General features: G+C 41.2%; 13 protein-coding genes. 6 read left to right on the forward strand and 7 right to left on the reverse strand.

The window, feature by feature from the left end:
- The 3 genes from Aba26S_RS15865 to Aba26S_RS15875 all read left to right on the forward strand — a co-directional run.
- Positions 1-4,381 (forward strand): S-layer family protein (locus tag Aba26S_RS15865; RefSeq protein WP_043973382.1); only part of this gene is annotated, 4,381 nt, incomplete at its 5' end.
- Positions 4,382-4,497: 116 nt separating this feature from the next.
- Positions 4,498-6,171 carry a poly alpha-glucosyltransferase gene (locus Aba26S_RS15870; protein WP_043973384.1) on the forward strand — a complete coding sequence of 558 codons (1,674 nt, stop codon included), beginning with the start codon at positions 4,498-4,500 and terminating at the stop codon, positions 6,169-6,171.
- Positions 6,172-6,182: 11 nt separating this feature from the next.
- Complete coding sequence (locus Aba26S_RS15875; RefSeq protein ID WP_043973387.1) at positions 6,183-7,904, forward strand: CapA family protein; 1,722 nt, start codon at positions 6,183-6,185, stop codon at positions 7,902-7,904.
- Here the strand turns inward: Aba26S_RS15875 and Aba26S_RS15880 are convergent.
- Entirely contained in the window at positions 7,901-8,626 is a 726-nt protein-coding gene (locus Aba26S_RS15880) for a metalloprotease (RefSeq protein WP_043973390.1), read from the reverse strand. The two genes, Aba26S_RS15875 and Aba26S_RS15880, sit on opposite strands and share 4 nt — an antisense overlap.
- A gap of 90 nt (positions 8,627-8,716) precedes the next feature.
- Here Aba26S_RS15880 and Aba26S_RS15885 point away from each other — a divergent pair, with 90 nt between their 5' ends.
- On the forward strand, positions 8,717-9,037 hold the full coding sequence (locus Aba26S_RS15885; protein WP_043973392.1) for an MGMT family protein: 321 nt from the start codon (positions 8,717-8,719) through the stop codon (positions 9,035-9,037).
- A 35-nt stretch (positions 9,038-9,072) separates the two neighbouring features.
- Positions 9,073-9,825, forward strand: a complete 753-nt coding sequence (locus Aba26S_RS15890) for a barstar family protein (protein ID WP_005243737.1) — start codon at positions 9,073-9,075, stop codon at positions 9,823-9,825.
- Positions 9,826-9,834: 9 nt separating this feature from the next.
- Here Aba26S_RS15890 and Aba26S_RS15895 read toward each other — a convergent pair whose 3' ends face one another.
- The 3 genes from Aba26S_RS15895 to Aba26S_RS15905 form a co-directional block, all read right to left on the reverse strand.
- Positions 9,835-10,272, reverse strand: a complete 438-nt coding sequence (locus Aba26S_RS15895) for a universal stress protein (RefSeq protein ID WP_005243734.1) — start codon at positions 10,270-10,272, stop codon at positions 9,835-9,837.
- 234 nt (positions 10,273-10,506) lie between these two features.
- A complete protein-coding gene (locus tag Aba26S_RS15900) occupies positions 10,507-11,130 on the reverse strand; it encodes a CatB-related O-acetyltransferase (RefSeq protein WP_043973394.1) in 624 nt (207 codons plus the stop codon).
- A gap of 90 nt (positions 11,131-11,220) precedes the next feature.
- Complete coding sequence (locus tag Aba26S_RS15905) at positions 11,221-11,616, reverse strand: RidA family protein (protein ID WP_043973396.1); 396 nt, start codon at positions 11,614-11,616, stop codon at positions 11,221-11,223.
- Positions 11,617-11,752: 136 nt separating this feature from the next.
- Here Aba26S_RS15905 and Aba26S_RS15910 point away from each other — a divergent pair, with 136 nt between their 5' ends.
- The gene (locus Aba26S_RS15910) at positions 11,753-12,340 is read left to right on the forward strand and encodes a TetR/AcrR family transcriptional regulator (RefSeq protein WP_043973399.1); all 588 of its coding nucleotides are present in this window, start codon (positions 11,753-11,755) and stop codon (positions 12,338-12,340) included.
- A gap of 72 nt (positions 12,341-12,412) precedes the next feature.
- On the opposite strand, the gene greA is transcribed toward Aba26S_RS15910, so the two are convergent.
- From greA to carA, 3 genes are all read right to left on the reverse strand, one after another.
- A complete protein-coding gene (greA, locus tag Aba26S_RS15915; protein ID WP_004651928.1) occupies positions 12,413-12,889 on the reverse strand; it encodes a transcription elongation factor GreA in 477 nt (158 codons plus the stop codon).
- A 92-nt stretch (positions 12,890-12,981) separates the two neighbouring features.
- Positions 12,982-16,215, reverse strand: coding sequence for a carbamoyl-phosphate synthase large subunit (gene carB / locus Aba26S_RS15920; protein WP_043973402.1), 3,234 nt, complete (start codon positions 16,213-16,215; stop codon positions 12,982-12,984).
- Between the two features lie 14 nt (positions 16,216-16,229).
- Positions 16,230-17,369, reverse strand: coding sequence for a glutamine-hydrolyzing carbamoyl-phosphate synthase small subunit (carA, locus tag Aba26S_RS15925; protein ID WP_005243717.1), 1,140 nt, complete (start codon positions 17,367-17,369; stop codon positions 16,230-16,232).
- Positions 17,370-17,526: the final 157 nt, after the last annotated feature.

The following is a 17,526-nucleotide window of genomic DNA, read 5'->3' on the forward strand; positions in this document are numbered from 1 at the left end:
CGGCTTGTTGAATGGTGAGGCGGTGACCGCGACCGCGACTGATCCGGCAGGGAATGTGTCCTTACCAGCAACAGGAACAGTTGCGACTCCAGCTGATTTGATTGGTGCGATCACCGTACCAGATGACTTAAATGGCGATGGTATCCTGAATGCTACGGAATTAGGCAATGATGCTAGCTTCAATGCACGTGTTGCTTTAGGACCAAATGCAGTTGCAGGTACTGTAGTGACTGTTAATGGCAATAACCATATCGTGACAGCAGCAGATTTACTCAATGGGTATATCACGGCAGCAGTTGCAGTGGCTGGCGATGGCTCCTTGGTCATTCATGCACAAGCGGTGGATGCTTATGGTAATGTGGATAAAGCATCAGATGTAACAATTATAGTGGATACAACGCCTCCTGATATTAGTACTGCTGCAATTGCGATTAATCCAATTACTGGCGATAACGTTCTTAATCCGTCAGAAATAGGCGGGCCGGTTACAATATCAGGTACATTAACCATTCCAGCAGATGCGGTAACCACCACAATTCAAGTGAATGTGAATGGTATAAATTATTCGGCAGTGGTTGATCCTGTGACACATACCTGGACGACCAGTGTCCCTGGCAGTGAACTTGCGGCTGATACGGATCTTACAATCCAAGCAACAGCAAAATTTACTGATGCCGCAGGGAATAGCAGTAGTATTCAAGGATCACAAAGCTATACCCTTACAAATACAACGATTATTGCCTATGACAATATTGCTACCGCAGTTCTTGCACCAGAGCCTTTACTGATTACACATGATGCAGCCTTGGGCAGTAAAACATATTTAGCGCTTGTTTCATTGTTAGGCCTTAATTTACAACTCGGTTCTGATGGGGTTGGATTTACGGTTGCAGCGAATCAAGAAGGCAATGCGACATTCACTTATAGTGCTTTAATTGGTGTGAATGCTTTAGCCAACTACTCGCTTGTTTTGCAAAAGCTCGATACAACGACTGGTCAATGGACTTCAGTTTACGGTGGTGGTCAAGCAGATATTCTGAAACTCACTTTATTAGGTTCTACACCAGGTATCGTTATTGACGGACTGGAACAAGGTCAATATCGTGCGTTTATGGCCTATACTGGTATTGCAGGTGTGGGTTTGCTGGGTACTTTAACCGGTACTATGGATGTCTATGACACGACGCAAATTGGTGGATTCTTTACCGAAAATGCGACAGGTAATGTGATTCTTGATAGTAATGCAAGTGGTCAGGTCGATGTTGTAACACCAACAACAGTGATTAATGCGGTGAATGGTCATCCTGTTCTTGCAAATGGTACGGTGATAGCTGGTACTTATGGTACTTTAGTGATCAATTTGAATGGATCATATACCTATACACCTAACGCAAATGCAGCAGGACTTGGACAGGTAGATCACTTTGTGTATACCTTAAAAGATACTGCTTCTGGCGATACTGCTCAAGCATCACTGAATATCCAATTAAGCTCTGTGAAAGCTGCAGATAATCTTGCAGTAGCTGAAATTAATCCAGAGTCATTACTGGTTGCACATGATGTTGCGCTTGGTAGTGCAAGTTATGTGGCAGCCGTATCCTTACTCGGTTTGAATTTACAACTGCTAGGTAACTCAACAATTGCATTTAACGTAGATGCTGATCGAACAAGTACAGCAACATTTACGTTCAGTGGTTTACTCACTGCGAATGTATTAAGTGATTATTCACTTGTGATTCAAAAATATGATGCAGCAACAAAACAATGGGTTTCTGTTGGTGGAACAAACCCACAAGCCACCTTGGTTAACCTATCACTGATTGGAGGCGTGGCAACGGCTGTGGTTGATGGTTTAGCTACAGGTCAATATCGTGCCTTTATTGGTTATGGAGGTTTGGTGGGTGTTGGTCTAGGTGGAACATTAACAGGCAAAATGGATGTTTATAATCCATATGTTGTGGCTGGATACACAGTGGATCCGATCTCTGGCAACGTAATTAAAGATGCAGGTCTGAATGGTGCGGTAGATGCAGCTAGCCATAATGCCGTTATTTCGGTGGTGAACGGTCATGCTGTCGCTACAACAGGCACAACAACAATTACAGGTACTTACGGTACTTTAGTAATTGATCAACACGGTAATTATACCTATACACCAAATGCGAATGGATTGAATCTCGGTAAGGTTGACCAGTTTACTTATACCTTACTGGATCCAGCTACGGGCAATACTTCACAAGCGAATCTCTATGTTCACTTGGATAGCAATAATGTGGCTATGACATGGAATCCGAACGATCCATCTCAACCTGCAATTATTACAGGTCCAGTACCAGTGGATGCGATGGACAACGTTGCTTCCGCTGCAATTGATCTCGTTTATCCAATAACGACACAAGTTATTGCAAACGCGATTAGCTATAACTGGCTACTTGGTGTTGGCGGTGTAGTGATTGGTACAAAACAAGGTACAGCACAATTCACGGTTGCTCCTGGTCATATTACCGAAGCAATTTTTGCAGTGAACTTTGGCTCAGTTGCAACAGTGGTTGATGGTTTACATGTGGTATTAACCCGAGTCAATCCAGACGGTACGCGTACGGTAATTGCAGATAGCTCGAATGCAGGCATACTTGATCTGCTGGGTATCTTCGGTTCTGAAGTGAAGTTCAAAGTGGATAACTTAGGTGCAGGTACATATGAGTTATTTATGGAGAGCAATACACTGCTTACTGCGCTTGGTAGTGTTACGGCTAATATTACATTGAATAATGGTGATATTACTCAAGTACCTACCTTGGTTGTAAACCCAATTACGGGTAATGTTCTGTCTGATGATAATTCGGCAGGTTATGGTTCGAATTATAAGCCAGACTATATTACAACCACGACGGTTGTGACTGCTGTCACATCTGAAAATGGCAATGTATCTGGTGTCATCGCAGGTACAGCAACAACGATAGTCGGCGCATACGGTACTTTGACCATTAATGCGGACGGTAGCTATAGTTACCAAGCAGCAGCAAATACCTCGAATATTGGTAAGGTGGACAGTTTCACTTATACGGTCACTGATCCTGTAACAGGTAAAACTGATACTGCGACATTGCATATCCAAATTGGTTCGCCGGATGTGAATCTCAACTGGAATATCGCAAATCCAGGTGCAGATGCTGTTATTCCTGCTCCAGTTGCCAACGCGGATTCGAATAATGCAACAATCAGTATGAAACCTGTAGTGGATGCGGCAGTAGATGTACCAAGCGGTAATGTCACTATCGGTAATTTGGCCGGTTTCCCACCGCTTCCTGTGTTGAGTAGTACTGTAACATCTAACCAATTTGTGATTGCTGCTAATACGGTTAATGATGTGCATGTACAATTGAATTACACGACATCATTGAGTCTTTCGGTGTTACCAACTGCTGGTTATACCATTCAGCAACTTGTTGGCGGTACATGGGTCAACACTGTTTATACGGGATCTGCGACAGCGCTAGCTGGTATTTTAGGTGCTCCAGCTTATTCAGCGGATGTCAATCACTTGTCTGAAGGAACTTATAGAGTGGTCTTCAGTCTATCAAGTCTGCTTCCAATTGGTACTGTGACGCTTGACTCTGTGGTAACAACCAAAACAACGCATTTGGACAGCTATACACCAGATGGTTTAAGCGACTGGATTCACGGCAATATCCTGTTGGGTGATACTGCGGGTGGTGTTGCAGATACGACAACTGCTTCTCAATTGTTTGTTGAAGTATCACCAGGTAATTACCAGATTGCGGCAGGGCAAGCGATTAATACGGGTGAAGGTACATTGTATGTTAATCATGATGGTTCGTATTACTACAAAGCTTTTGATAGCGCGGCGAATGCAACCATTGATACGATTAATTATAAACTTGTATCGATTACTGGTGCCGAGTCAACGAGCACTTTAACAATTCATTTAGGTCAAGAGTTGAACAGTCTAGCAGTGAGTACTGCGGCAAATGATACCTTCACACTTGGTAATGGCTCAGATACCTTGATTTACAATACTTTAACTGCTGCAGGTGTAGTGAATGCAACAGGAGGTAATACAACAGCGGGTGGTGTTGATACTTGGACAGATTTCCATGTAGGCAATGTCGCTACAGATGATCAGGCTGACAAGATTGATATCAGCAACTTATTAATTGGTACGCCAAATAGTCTCACCATTGGTTCGTATGTATCAGTAAGCTACGATGCGACGACTCAAAGTGCAACCATCAGTGTGGATCGTGATGGTTTAGGCGGAACTTATACAAGTACTCAATTGTTGACGTTGCATTTAGATCATCCTACAGCATCATTGACACTCAATGATTTACTCAACAATGGTCAAATCATTTACTAATCCAAATCTTTAACTCTAAAAGAGAGCCTTCGGGCTCTCTTTTTCATTTTGAGAAGATGATTAAAATATGTGGTATCTTATTTAAAAGACTTAAAAAATTCTAAAAACTTGAAGATATGACCATTACAACGATTTCGGCATTTGAGCAATTAAAACAGCAACTCAGTGAGCAATTCTTGCAACAGCTTCAATCACATATTGATGTGTCTAAAACTGCTATTTTCTGTTCCTTTGGTGAACAGACACAACGTTGCCAAGTTTGGAATTCATCCTGCTCCGATTTTTCTGATACACAGCAACAATTATTTGATTTTCTAGAACAGCAATTTTCGTCGACTGAAGTACTCAGCACATTTGTTAAAATTGATGTAGCCTATAATATCCAAGTCGAACAATGGCAGCACATCGAACAAACTTTAAAAAACCAATTCCATAATAATCATTATCGGAAAGGGATGAGTTTTGATGCAGACTTTAAGCTTTGCTTTTTGGAGCAAGAATTATATGGCAAGGCAATTATTCGGGCACTTAGCTATAGCACACCAAATTTTATTGATGAGAAGAACTTAAATAGCAGTATTTTAAAAAAATATCCGAATCGGCATAACGCGATAAACATTGCCGAGATTCGGCAGGTATGGACCTTTGATACCTATGCCGTGATGTATGAACAGGGGCAACTGATTCCATTGCAAAGTCAGTTCACTGAAAATGGTGTTCGTTGCTTGCTTGAACCGAAAAAACAACATTTAAAAAAAATGATTGAAACAAATGCACAGTTTCTCTTTCAGCAAATCCAGCAGGACGGAAAATTCAATTATGGTTTTTTCCCTGCCTATGATCGTGAGATTCGTAGTTATAACACGGTTCGGCACTGCACTTCTGTTTATGCGCTTATTGAGACTTTAGCTATTCATCCATATTCGTTGGAGATAGAAAAAATTCGCTCTGCAATCGATTATGCCTTACAGCATTTTTATATCGAAAAACAGGCGGGTTTGGCCTATATGCTTGATGGAACAGAGCTGGGGCAGTTAGATGAAATTAAATTGGGAGCCAATGCGGCGGCAATTTTGATGCTGACCAAATATCAGGAAATCACAGCAGATGATTACTATCTTGAAGATGCACAAGCCTTGGCCAATGGCATCCTGTCGATGATCAATGAAGCAGGTGAAACCACGCATGTATTGCATTATCCAAGCTATGACATCAAAGAAAAATTCCGCATCATTTATTATGATGGTGAAGCAGCCTTGGCTTTATTACGTCTCTATCAGCTTGATGCAGATGAAAAACTCCTTGAAACCGTCAAATGCATGTTTGAACGATTTATTGAAAAAAAATATGACCGCTATCATGACCATTGGCTGAGCTACTGCACCAATGAGCTGACAAAAATTTGCCCAGAGGAAAAATATTTTCAATTTGGCATGAATAATTATTTAAAACATATGATGTTTATTCGAAATCGTAAAACAGCTTATGCAACCTTACTTGAAATGATGATGGCTGCTTATCAAATGGTGCAGCGCATGCGGGATTTAGGTTTACAGGAGCTGTTTGTCAAAGCACGATTCGATGAGTTAAAAAAGATGATTGAGTTGCGAACTGAATTCCAGCGCACCGGTTTTTTCTATCCTGAAGTGGCGATGTATATGGCGCGCCCAGATAAAATACGGAATGCCTTCTATGTTCGGCATGATCGTTTTCGTGTACGTATCGATGACCAAGAACATAATCTTTCAGGCTATGTTGCTTATGTACAATATTTTGAAACGGAAGCTTGAGGGTGAACTAAATGAATACACCTCAAGAAATAAAAATTATGAGTCAGATGGGGCATGAAGATTTTCAACATCCGGTTTGGCAGACAGAAATTGCAGGGGATTGTTCATATTGGCTGCTATTACTCGAGGCTTTAGAACGAGTGATCGATGGAAAGCTGCAACTTCAAGAGCTGCTTACTACAGACCATGCACTACATACCGAACAGGCTGATCTCTCCGGTTTGATCTTGCAACAACGCTATACTGTTCTAGCCTCATTGCAATTGCTGACTTTTAATCCAACTCAAAACATCCAACAGGTTCTTGGTTTTCAGCTATTTCGTAATTTAGCTGAGATGCGGATGAAGCTTACAGAAAAAGCCAGAAAATTTGATTTGCACATTGGCGATAAAAATAGCCTTAAAAACTTATACTGTTTGGCTCAGGCAATATTTAGTATGCCAAGGGTGTTGTTACAACAAGTTTTTGTTAAATCACTGAATCTAAATGATCTGGATATTGCAGCCACCAGTTCCTTAATGACGTGTAAGGCACTTGATGCAATTCTTTATCTCACTGATCAAAAGCAAGATTATTACTTTTCTTACCGCCATCACAATCAGACACTTGGTATTTTCCAGTTATTAGATCAGTTACATCGTATTGATCATTTAGCTCCGTATTATCATTATTTCCAACAAGGTCGGTTACCCACCAAGCAGCGCCAAGCCAAGACAGAATGGATCAATATTATTGGTGATACTTATTTCGGTGAGTTTTATACAGCTAAAAGAAAAAATAAAGGCATTGATGATGCCTTACAACGCTATGGTTACAGTCACTCTTTTGAAGCGATCAAACCATTCTTTGGCGCAGATGATATTAATATTGCCAATTTAGAAGCTGTTTTCAATCTCGATGAACATTCAGGTTTATGTGGGAAAAAAGACTATATTTTGGGGGCAAAAGCGCAGGAAACTTTAGACGAATTTAAACAGATTCATCTCAATACGCTGTGTTTGGGCAATAACCATCTCAAAGACTATGGCGACGCAAGCCTAAAACACACTTTAACCCAGTTAGAGCTTGCCAATATTGATTTTATTGGGGCGGGCAATGATCAACAACAAGCTCATCAATGTCTAGAAATCATCAATAATGCAGGGCAATGTTTGGCTATTTTTAATGGCTATTGGCATCGGCAAACGGCCTATCAAGATTACGATTTTTATGCACTGGGTCATAGTGCTGGGGTGGCATGTATCAATGCCGTTTTATTTGAACAGATTATGCAATATCGTTTAGCACATCCAGAGCACAAGATCATGGTGATTTGTCATTGGGGTGTTGATTTCAGACCTATCCATCCTGAGCAAAAGAAACTGGCAAATGTGCTGACACAGATCGGGGTAGATGTGGTGATTGGGCATGGTGCACATACCCTTCAACCGATTCAATCGATCAATCAAAAACCTGTTATTTTTGGAATAGGGAATGGTGTATTTAATAGCAATGGTGATTTTGAGAAATATCAGGCTTTGCCCTATGGAGCCATTGTTCGAATCAACGTCATGGAGTGGCAGTTAAAGCTGTATCCGATTTATACACATAACCGCAAAACCTTTTGGCAACCACGTATCGTTGATCAGGAGCAGTTTCAACAAGCCAGAGCATTATTGACTCGTCAGTTAGACCCAACTCACTACAGTGTGGAGCAAGATCATTTGGGTACTTATATTCAATTCAGTTTTTAAGGATATTGCTGGTAATTATTGAGCATGGTATTGACCTGTTTTGTTGTAAAGCCAAGATTACGCAGACCGCCACTACCTAAATGGCAGTCATAACTGCTCATGATATTGGTTGGTGTTGTCTTGGTGGCTTTAGGTGAACATACATGGCCGAGGCCAAAGGCATGTCCCATTTCATGAATACTGGCTGCTTGGGTTTGATAATTGAGTCTTTTCCAGTCAATCAGCATAAAGGGCTGTCCTTGATTGCGAAATCCCCAACTGGTGATATCGGCATCTTTGAGTTTTTCACTATAAGCATCGTAAATAATAAATAAGACTTCTTTACTTTTCCTACGAGGAAAACAAGCGTTGACCGCACTTGGTAGCTTTGCAGGAATGATTACTTTTGATTGACTTAACTGGTTGGCGAGATCACATTTACGTTTACTAAACTCTTGGAATGAATAGTAATGGTGGATTTTAAACGTAAAGATTTTATGATTATTTTCATCGACAAAATATTGATTCAGAATGGCTAATTCTTTATTCATCTGCGCTTTGTTATCTAAGGCTTGAACTTCGGGGCGATTGCTGGTCACAATAAAGCTGACATTAACCACAGGTAAATCACGTCTTTCTTGAGGATATTGAGAACGGGACGTTTTTACGGTTGAATTTTGAGTTGTACAAGATGTACCGATGATCAAGAATAATAAGCTTAGCGCTGTGATTTTTAATCGCATTTTTTATTCTCTCAAGTTGTTGTGTTTTAATTGTTGTAAAGCTAGCTTTTCGCATGATTTTGATCATCTTAGCAGATTTTTGGAGCTTGTATGGTGCAAGATACCAATGAACTACATCGACAAATTTTAGAAGTGATTGCCTTAATTCCTTATGGAAAAGTGGCAAGTTATGGGCAAATTGCCAAGCTGGCTGGTTTGCCTAAACATCCACGTTTGGTCGGTTATGTACTTAAGCATTTAGACAAAGACAGTGAGATTCCCTGGTATCGTGTGATTAACGCACAAGGCAAGATCAGTGTGACCCGAATCAATGAGAAAGGTGAAAATGTTCAGCAGAATTTGTTAGAGCAGGAAGGGGTGTATTTATTAAATGGCAAGGTCAGTTTAAAAATCTTTGCTTGGCAGCCTTAACTTTTAAATTAGCTCATTTTATCAGTGAAACATAAATGAAAATTGAATTTATAAAACATGACTATGAAAATGAATTAGATACCGTACTTTATGGTTTAAATGTAGATCAATATCAATATGACCAAGAAAAAATTATTTTTCATAATTGTCTCAATCCTCAGATAATTACTGAAATGGACGCGTTGAAATTATTCACTAGAACAAAAAAAGATTATCTCTTTGGACTCTATTTAAGCTGTCATCAAAAGAACCTCCATGAAAAGATGAGTGATCAAATATATTTTTGCTTCGATTTTGCATATCAAAATAATGATTTAGTTATTTTCTATTCTTTTGATGGGGAGGAGGACGCAGAATTGGAGTTAAATGAATTCTTTAAGAGAAAAGAGCTGATTTATAAATATTTAAAGGGTGAATGTGGTCAAAAATATTGGTTTGCTCTCAGTGATTTTGATAAGAAGTGCTGGTTGGATGTTAGTTATCTGAGAGCTCAACTAGTGCAAAAGGATGATCGTATTGTTAAAGAAATTATTTTGGATGGGGCGTATATAGAATCTGAATTAGATTTATATTGCTATATTGGCGAAGAAGTTTGTGGGGTATTAGGTTATATGGGGTGTAATTCTATGGCATTAAGAGATTGTTTGACTGATGAGATTAGACCAATTCAGTATCCTTTACGCATCGTATGGAAAAATTTTGAATACTCAAAACAAAAATTTAACCAAGATGATATTCAGTACTTTATTGATCTATTGTCTCAAAATGCCGATTTGCAAATTTGCTGACTGTACTTATCAACGTACAATCAATACGGGAATATGACTTTCTGCTAAAACTTTCTGCGCTACACTACCGAGCACAAACTGTTTAAAGCCTGTGCGCCCATGCGAGCCCATAATGATCAAGTCTGCGCCTAGGTTCTGTGCTGCCCCAATAATTTCTTGATGCACTGAAAACCCTTCCAGAACTTGCGTTGCAACCGTTAAACCATGCTCTTCAAACTTTTTTTCAGCTTTGCTGAGATTGTCTTGAGCATAACTTCGGACTCTTTCTATTAAATCATTGCTTTGCCCCATACGAATATAGGCATCTGCAAGATAAGGATCTAAAGTCATCACTTCAACCACCGTGAGTTCACTGTCTAGGGCTTTCGCCAACTGAGCTGCTTCACGAATGACATTCGCAGCAATTTCAGAGTCGTCAATTGCCACTAAGATTTTTTGATAAGCCATGTTGGATACTCCTTATATTTATGATTTTACGTTGAATTCAGTCAATAAAATTTGATTAATATATAAGCTATGGTTCTATTCTAAACCTGTTAGGATGAGAATAAAACCTAGCATTTTTATAGGGATAGTTATTATTTATAGCATTATGGTTAAGTTTGGATGGATTCAAGAATAGATGAAATTTCCATGAAAACAAAAGACATGTATCACCATAATTTATCTATAAAAGCGGTCTTAATTACGCTTAAAGAATTGAATCAGTGCATCCACATCATCAGTCTGCAATTGTTCACGCATCTTTAAAATCTGCTTTTCATCTAAGTCATAAAGCTTCAGGGAAAGCAGTTTTTTAATATCTTGTTCAGAAAAACGGTATCTAATCACTTTGGCAGGGACACCACCGACAATCGCATAAGGCGGTACATCTTGCGTGACCACAGCACCTGTTGCAACCACCGCACCTTCACCCAATTTGACCCCTTGCATGATCATGGCACGGCTACCAATCCAGCAACCATCGGCAATCACCGTATCACCTGCAGTCTGAAAGCTACGTGTATCAAATGGGAAAGTTGAGATCCAGTCAGGGCGATGCAATTGATTACCACCCATCATAATCACGCATTCAGCCCCAAAGCAGACAAAGTTGCCAATATGCAGTTGGTCAATGGGCTTCTCAGGCGTAGCTGCCTTGTCATGCAGATAGCGCACCACACAGCGCTCAAAACCTTGATCCCAATAAGCCGAATAATAAGAATAATTGCCTTTGATATGGATATTCGGATTTTTCACCGTTTTCGCAATAAACTCGAACTCACACCAATGTTTAACAGGGGAGTTGATTAACTTTTCGGCCATAAAGGAGATATAAAAAATAGGGAATTCGCCATTATACCGAATTGTATTCAAGCTGAACCAATAATCTCAATTCTGCCTGTGAGCCAATGGCTAAGTACTGGGAGGAATACGCGCAATGACTTTAATCTCAAAGTCAAAACCTGCCAGCCAAGTCACGCCAATAGCAGTCCAGTTGGGATAAGGCTTTTGTGTAAAGATCTGATTTTTAACTTTCATGATTTTATCGAATTGTTGTTCAGGATCTGTATGAAAAGTAGTGACATCAACAATATCATCGAAAGTGCAGCCAGCCGCTGCTAATGTCGCTGCTAAATTTTTGAAAGCTTGTTCTACCTGTTGCTCGAAATCGGGTTCAGGCGAGCCATCTTTACGGCTACCCACTTGCCCTGAAACAAAGAGTAAATCTTTCGATTGAATTGCAGCTGAATAACCATGTTGTTCATATAAAGCATGGCGGTCTTGGGGAAATATTGCAATTCTCGTCATGTCTGTTCTCCTTCAATATTTAAATTAGCAATCAGTAAAAATCATTTAACTTTCACATACGCCTCGTATGTAAACATAATTGACATACGAGGCGTATGTCAATTAAAATTTTTGTGATGATCAACTGGTGAAATACATGTCTGTTCGTGAACGAAAGATGGCGGAAACTCGTATAAAGCTGATTGAAGTAGCACGCCGAGCATTTGCTAAATATGGCTATGCCGATACTTCAATGGATAAACTCACAGCAGAAGCAGGGCTAACCCGTGGGGCGCTCTACCATCATTTTGGTGATAAGCGTGGTTTATTTGCCGCAGTTGTTGATCAGATTGACTCACAGATGGCTGAATTTGCTCAGCAGCATCTGGAGCAGCCAGATGACCTCTGGGAAGGATTATTACTTGAAGGGCAGACTTATATTAAAAGTGCTTTAAATCCTGAGTTTCAGCGTATTGTGTTACGTGATGGACCTGCAGTGTTGGGTGATCCAGCGCATTGGCCAAGTCAAAGCAGATGTCTGCAGTCTACACGTGAGTGTATTGAGCAACTTTTGGCAGCAAATCGAATTAAAATGATAGACCCAGAAGCAGCAGCAGTATTTTTAAATGGCGCTGCCATGAATGCTGCATTATGGGTAGCCTCTAGTGAAAATCCTGAACAGTTACTCCCCGAAGCCTTAAATGCTTTTCAAATTTTCGCATCAGGTTTTTTGAAAAATATATAGCTAATTATGTTTTATCTAATATCTGAAATATAAAAAACCCCTCAAAGTGAGGGGTTAATTGCATATAGAATATTAAATATATTCCACACTTACGATTTCGTATTCAACTTCACCTTGTGGTGTTTGAATTTTCGCTTCGTCGCCTTCATTTTTACCTAGAAGACCACGCGCAATTGGTGAGTTCACTGAGATTTTATTGATTTTAAAATCTGCTTCATCATCACCGACAATTTTATAAGTCTTACGTTCTTCCGTATCCAGATTTTCAATGGTTACGGTCACGCCAAAGACCACACGGCCATTTTGCTCAAGTGTTTTGACATCAATTTCTTGTACTGCGCCCAGTTTACCTTCGATATCCTGAATACGACCTTCGCAGAAACCTTGCTGTTCACGCGCAGCATGATATTCAGCATTTTCCTTTAAATCACCGTGTTCACGAGCTTCAGCAATCGCTTGGATAATACGTGGGCGATCCACTGTCTTGAGCTGTTGTAATTCTTTCTCTAAGGCAACCTTGCCTTCGGGAGTCATAGGATAACGTTGCATTCTGGTCCCCTCTAAATTGGTTGGGAAAATACAGGATTAAAAAAAGAAAAAGCCCGCCACCGATAAGGTGACGGGACTTTATCGGTAGAGAATTAACCTACAGTTTGTAAATCTTGCAAGCGGTATACATCCATTGGCAATTTCACAGCAAATGCTTGGCAAACTGCTTCTGCACCGTTAATTGTCGTGGTGTAATACACCTTGCCTTGGAGGGCAGCACGACGAATCATGGCAGAATCATACTGAGCTTGTTTGCCTTCAGTTGTGTTGACAATAAGATGAATTTCACCATTTTTCAAGCGGTCTACAATATGTGGGCGACCTTCGGTCACTTTATTGACTGCTTCACACTCGATACCCGCTTCTTTGAGCACACGATGTGTACCATTTGTTGCAACAAGTTTAAAGCCATAAGCAATCAACTTTTTCGCAACATCAGCGATGTATTTCTTATCTGATTCACGAACCGATAAGAATGCATATTTGACTTCACCTTCAGTTGGCAAGCCCGGTAAACGTTCATTTGAACCTAATACCGCTTTGTAGAATGCTTCACCAAAAGTTTTACCCACACCCATTACTTCACCTGTAGATTTCATCTCAGGCCCAAGCATTGGGTCAACGCCAGGGAACTTGGCGAACGGGAACACGGCTTCTTTTACAGCATAGTGTGTTGGGATGATTTCTTTGGTGAAACCTTGTGATGCTAAAGATTGGCCAGCCATACAACGTGCCGCAACTTTTGCTAAAGAGTCACCAATACATTTAGATACGAAAGGAACAGTACGTGATGCACGTGGGTTCACTTCAAGTACATAAATGTCGTCACCTTTAACCGCAAACTGAACGTTCATCAAACCGATAACGCCAAGTTCTTTTGCCATAGCCACAGTTTGGCGACGCATTTCGTCCTGAACTTCTTGTGAAAGCGAGTACGGAGGAATCGAACATGCTGAGTCACCTGAGTGAATCCCTGCTTGTTCAATGTGCTGCATGATACCGCCGATCACAACATCTTTACCGTCAGATACGCAGTCCACGTCAACTTCTGTTGCATCGTCAAGGAAACGGTCAAGCAGGACAGGAGCTTCATTCGATGCTTGAACTGCTTCACGAAGGTAACGTTTAAGTTCATCTTCGTTATACACGATTTCCATTGCACGGCCACCCAATACATAAGATGGACGCACAACCAGTGGATAACCCACTTTCGCAGCTTCTGAAATACCTTCTTCAGCAGATTTTACGATGCTGTTGTTCGGTTGGCGAAGCTGTAAACGTTGAATCATTTGCTGGAAACGTTCACGGTCTTCTGCACGGTCAATTGCGTCAGGAGATGTACCGATAATTGGAGTACCTGCTTCTTCCAAAGCACGCGCCAATTTTAATGGAGTTTGACCACCGTACTGTACGATCACGCCTTTAGGCTTCTCGGTACGTACGATTTCAAGTACATCTTCAAGAGTGACAGGTTCGAAGTAGAGACGATCAGAGGTGTCATAGTCAGTTGAAACTGTTTCAGGGTTACAGTTCACCATGATAGTTTCATAACCGTCTTCACGCATTGCAAGCGCAGCGTGTACACAGCAGTAGTCAAACTCGATGCCTTGACCAATACGGTTAGGACCACCACCAATCACCATGATCTTGTCACGGTTTGATGGATTTGCTTCACATTCTTCGTCATAAGTTGAATACATGTAAGCAGTACCCGATTCAAACTCGGCTGCACACGTATCAACACGTTTGTAAACTGGATAGACACCCAAGTTCCAACGATGCTTACGGAATTGTTTTTGTGAAATACCCATTAAGTTGGCAATACGCAGGTCAGATAAACCTTTGCGTTTGAACGAACGGATATTGTCAGCGTTTAAGTCACCAAAGCCTAAAGTTTTTACTTGCGCTTCAGTTTTGATGATGTCTTCGATTTGAATCAAGAACCAACGGTCGATTTTGGTTGCTTCAAATACGTCATCTAAAGAGAAACCGTGGCGGAATGCATCGGCAACATACCAGATACGCTCAGGGCCAGGCACTTTAAGCTCTTTTAAGATGATGTCTTTGGCATTGGCTGTACCCGCTTCAACTTTTTCATCAAAGCCACATACACCCACTTCAAGACCACGAAGTGCTTTTTGTACAGATTCTTGGAAGTTACGACCAATTGCCATCACTTCGCCCACAGATTTCATCTGAGTCGTCAATACAGGCTCAGCTTGCGGGAATTTTTCGAAGTTAAAACGAGGAATCTTCGTGACAACATAGTCAATCGACGGTTCGAAAGATGCTGGTGTTACGCCGCCCGTGATGTCATTTTTCAATTCATCAAGGGTATAACCCACCGCAAGTTTCGCTGCGATTTTTGCAATTGGGAAACCTGTTGCTTTAGATGCAAGTGCAGATGAGCGTGATACACGAGGGTTCATCTCGATCACAACCATACGGCCGTCTTTCGGGTTAATACCGAATTGAACGTTCGAACCACCAGTTTCAACACCGATTTCACGAAGAACTGCAACCGATGCATTACGCATCAATTGATATTCTTTGTCTGTCAATGTTTGAGCAGGTGCAACGGTGATTGAGTCACCAGTGTGAACGCCCATTGGGTCGAAGTTTTCGATCGCACAGACGATAATACAGTTGTCGTTTTTGTCACGAACAACTTCCATCTCGTATTCTTTCCAACCAATCAATGATTCATCAATCAATAATTGGTGTGTCGGAGAGAGGTCGAAACCACGTTCACAGATTTCAAGGAATTCTTCGCGGTTATACGCGATACCACCACCAGAACCACCCATGGTGAATGATGGACGGATAATCACTGGGAAACCGAAGCCCGCTTGAATCGCCAACGCTTCTTCCATTGTTTCAGCAATGGCCGCTTTTGGACATTCCAAACCAATTTTACGCATCGCGATATCAAACAGTTTACGATCTTCTGCTTTTTCAATCGCTTCTTTTGATGCGCCAATCAGTTCTACATTATATTTTTCAAGAACGCCGTGCTCGTCTAAAGCAAGGGCACAGTTCAATGCAGTTTGGCCACCCATGGTTGGCAGGACTGCATCTGGACGTTCTTTTTCAATGATCTGAGCAACAGTCTGCCAAGTGATTGGCTCGATATAGGTTGCATCCGCCATTGCAGGGTCAGTCATGATGGTCGCTGGGTTAGAGTTCACCAAAATAACGCGGTAACCTTCTTCACGAAGCGCTTTACATGCTTGCGCACCTGAATAGTCAAACTCACACGCCTGACCAATGACAATAGGACCAGCACCAATAATTAAGATGCTTTTAATATCCGTACGTTTAGGCATTATTCGCTCCTTAATTACTTCTTAGCGGCTTCAATAAGTTCGATGAAATGATCGAACAATGGAGCACAGTCATGTGGACCTGGGCTGGCTTCAGGGTGACCCTGGAAGCTGAATGCTGGTTTGTCAGTACGATGGATACCTTGGTTTGTACCGTCAAACAGTGAACGATGTGTCACTTTTAAGTTTGCAGGTAAGGTAGTTTCATCGACAGCAAAGCCGTGGTTTTGAGAAGTAATCATCACTGTACCATTCTCAAGATTTTGTACAGGATGGTTGGCGCCGTGGTGACCGTGATTCATTTTCATGGTTTTTGCGCCAGAAGCGAGTGCTAAAATTTGATGACCTAAACAAATACCGAATACAGGTAATGTTGTGGTTTCAACAATGGTTTTCACTGCTTCAATGGCATAGTCACATGCTGCTGGGTCACCAGGACCATTGGACAAGAACACGCCATCTGGATTCAATGCGAGTACTTTTTCAGCAGGGGTTTGTGCAGGAACAACTGTTAATTTACAACCACGGTCTGCGAGCATACGTAAGATGTTGGTTTTGACACCATAATCGTATGCAACAACATGAAATTTAAATTCTGGTTGAGTAAAGCCTTGACCCAAAGTCCAAGAACCTTCAGTCCATTCGAAACCCGTCGGATCACAGCACTCTTTTGCAAGATCTAAACCGTTCAAACCGCCGAATGCACGTGCCTTGGCAATAGCTTCTTCTTCTGTAATATTTTCGCCAGCAAGGATGCAACCATTTTGTGCACCTTTGTCACGTAAAATACGCGTCAATTTACGGGTATCAATATCAGCGATTGCAACAACATTGTGTTGTTCCAAGTACTCACTTAATGATTGTTCAGCACGGAAGTTACTGTGCAATAAAGGAAGATCACGAATAATTAAACCATTCGCCCATACTTTATGGATGCGACCTGATTCAACGTCTTCACTATTACAGCCAGTATTTCCAATATGAGGATAAGTCAGCGTCACAAGTTGTTGCGCGTAACTTGGGTCAGTCAAAATTTCTTGATAACCAGTCATGGCGGTATTAAAAACGACTTCACCAGTCGTACTACCCGATGCACCGATAGACGTTCCTTTAAAGATCGTTCCATCTGCGAGGGCTAAAATGGCGGGGGTGCTCAAACCAAAGCTCCTGAACTAAGACCACAAAAATAGGGCTGTAAAAAAGCGAGTAGACATAAAAAAAGGCAGGCCGTCTTAAAAAAACATGCCCCTCCTTCCAGTCTGCTCGCTTGTAACTTAACAGCGCATTATACGCATGAGTGGGTGAAAAGTCTAT

This window comes from Acinetobacter sp. NBRC 110496 (assembly GCF_000876115.1).
Taxonomy (GTDB): Bacteria; Pseudomonadota; Gammaproteobacteria; order Pseudomonadales; family Moraxellaceae; genus Acinetobacter.

Bases quoted from the DNA above. Each gene is read 5' to 3' on its own strand.
- Aba26S_RS15870 (WP_043973384.1), top strand. From the start codon at position 4,498: ATGACCATTACAACGATTTCGGCATTTGAGCAATTAAAACAGCAACTC.
- Aba26S_RS15875 (WP_043973387.1), top strand. From the start codon at position 6,183: ATGAATACACCTCAAGAAATAAAAATTATGAGTCAGATGGGGCATGAA.
- Aba26S_RS15880 (WP_043973390.1), bottom strand. From the start codon at position 8,626: ATGCGATTAAAAATCACAGCGCTAAGCTTATTATTCTTGATCATCGGT.
- Aba26S_RS15885 (WP_043973392.1), top strand. From the start codon at position 8,717: ATGGTGCAAGATACCAATGAACTACATCGACAAATTTTAGAAGTGATT.
- Aba26S_RS15890 (WP_005243737.1), top strand. From the start codon at position 9,073: ATGAAAATTGAATTTATAAAACATGACTATGAAAATGAATTAGATACC.
- Aba26S_RS15895 (WP_005243734.1), bottom strand. From the start codon at position 10,272: ATGGCTTATCAAAAAATCTTAGTGGCAATTGACGACTCTGAAATTGCT.
- Aba26S_RS15900 (WP_043973394.1), bottom strand. From the start codon at position 11,130: ATGGCCGAAAAGTTAATCAACTCCCCTGTTAAACATTGGTGTGAGTTC.
- Aba26S_RS15905 (WP_043973396.1), bottom strand. From the start codon at position 11,616: ATGACGAGAATTGCAATATTTCCCCAAGACCGCCATGCTTTATATGAA.
- Aba26S_RS15910 (WP_043973399.1), top strand. From the start codon at position 11,753: ATGTCTGTTCGTGAACGAAAGATGGCGGAAACTCGTATAAAGCTGATT.
- greA (WP_004651928.1), bottom strand. From the start codon at position 12,889: ATGCAACGTTATCCTATGACTCCCGAAGGCAAGGTTGCCTTAGAGAAA.
- carB (WP_043973402.1), bottom strand. From the start codon at position 16,215: ATGCCTAAACGTACGGATATTAAAAGCATCTTAATTATTGGTGCTGGT.